This window comes from Methylobacterium sp. CCH5-D2, from assembly GCF_001556475.1.
In the GTDB taxonomy this organism is placed as follows: Bacteria; Pseudomonadota; Alphaproteobacteria; order Rhizobiales; family Beijerinckiaceae; genus Methylobacterium; species Methylobacterium hispanicum.
On the sequence record NZ_LSIX01000148.1, the window covers coordinates 1 to 1,569 of the forward strand.

2 protein-coding genes are annotated in these 1,569 nt (G+C 74.3%); both read left to right on the forward strand.

Going from position 1 to position 1,569, the window contains the following annotated elements:
• A partial coding sequence (locus AX737_RS03305) for a His/Gly/Thr/Pro-type tRNA ligase C-terminal domain-containing protein (RefSeq protein WP_245293390.1) occupies positions 1-390 on the forward strand: 390 nt, incomplete at its 5' end.
• A gap of 102 nt (positions 391-492) precedes the next feature.
• A partial coding sequence (locus AX737_RS03310; RefSeq protein ID WP_066918973.1) for an ATP phosphoribosyltransferase regulatory subunit occupies positions 493-1,569 on the forward strand: 1,077 nt, incomplete at its 3' end.

A 1,569-nucleotide genomic window follows, 5' to 3' on the forward strand; every position in this document is an offset into this window, starting at 1 on the left:
GGCAGCCCGCTTCTCGGCGGGGCGAAGAAGCCCGGGCCGGTGGTGGTTCTGGTGCTCGACCGCGAGAACATAGCCGACTACCAACGTCTCGTCGCGGCCCTGCGCGCCGAGAACGTCCGGGCCGAGCTCTATCTGGGCGGGGCCGGCATGAAGGCGCAGATGAAGTACGCCGACCGCCGCCGCGCCCCGGTGGCGATCATCCAGGGCTCGAACGAGCGCGCGGCGAACGAGGTCCAGGTCAAGGACCTAATCGAGGGCGCGCGCGCGGCCGAAGGCATCGCCAGCAACGCCGAGTGGAAGGCCGCGCGGCCGGCACAGTTCTCCTGCGCCGAATCCGAGATGGTCGCCCGGGTGCGCGCGGTGCTCGCCCGCCATTTCCCGGAGGGGTGAGCGACGCCTCTCGCGCGCCGGCATTGACCAGCTTCCGAGAAGCCGGTCGCCAAGCCACGAAGCGGTTGCTACAGAGCCGCCGGACACGGGCGAGTGGAGCCGATGACACGACCGGAAGCGGAGACGGGGGCGGACGAGGCCGCGCAGGCGCAGCTGCTCGCGCATCTGACGGCGGCCGGCTACGCGCCGGTGACCCCGCCTGTGCTGCAGCCGATCGAGCCCTTCCTCGAACTCTCCGGCGAGGACATCCGGCGGCGCATCTTCGTGACGCAGGACGTCTCGGGCGCCGAGATGTGCCTACGGCCGGAATTCACCATTCCGGTCTGCCGCCTGCACCTCGCCCGCCCGGAGGGGGGCGCCGACTACGGCTATCTCGGTCCCGTCTTCCGCCTCGCGGCCGACGAGCCGGACGAGTTCCTGCAGGCCGGCATCGAGTCGATCGGGCGCGGCGACATCCCGGCCGCGGACGCGGAGGTGCTGGGGCTGGCGCTGGAGGGCCTCGCGCTGTTCGGCCACGCGCGCCCGCATGTCCGCCTCGGCGACATGGGCCTCACCGTGGCGCTGCTCGACGGGCTCGGCGTGCCCCCGGCCGCCAAGCGGCGCACGCTGCGCGCGCTCGCCGCCGGACGGCCCCTCGACGGCCTCGTCAACGCGGCCGCCCCCGAGGATCCGCACGCGGGCCTGCTCGCGGCGATCCAGGGCCAGGACCCGCGCGGCGTGCGCGCCTTCGTGGAGGACGTACTGGCCATCGCCGGCATCTCGGCGGTGGGCGGACGCTCGGCCGGCGAGATCGCCGAGCGCTTCCTCGCCAAGGCCGCCGCCCAGGCGAGCGGCGGGGCCGGGCTCAACGCCGAGAACCGCGCGGTGATCGAGCGCTACAGCGCGATCGCGGGCGACCCGGACGCGGCGGCGCGCGATCTGCGCGCGCTGGTCGCCGAGGCCGGCCTCCGGCATGGCGCGCTCGAGGCGGCGCTCGACCTGTTCGAGGAGCGCAACGGCTTCATCGCGGCCCGCGGCCTCGCGCTCGACGCCTTCCGCTTCAGCGGCGGCTTCGCGCGCAACCTCGACTACTACACGGGCTTCATCTTCGAGGTGACGGGGGGCGCGGGGACACCCGTCCTCGTCGGCGGCGGGCGCTACGACGGGCTCCTGACCCATCTCGGCGCGCCCGAGCCGCAG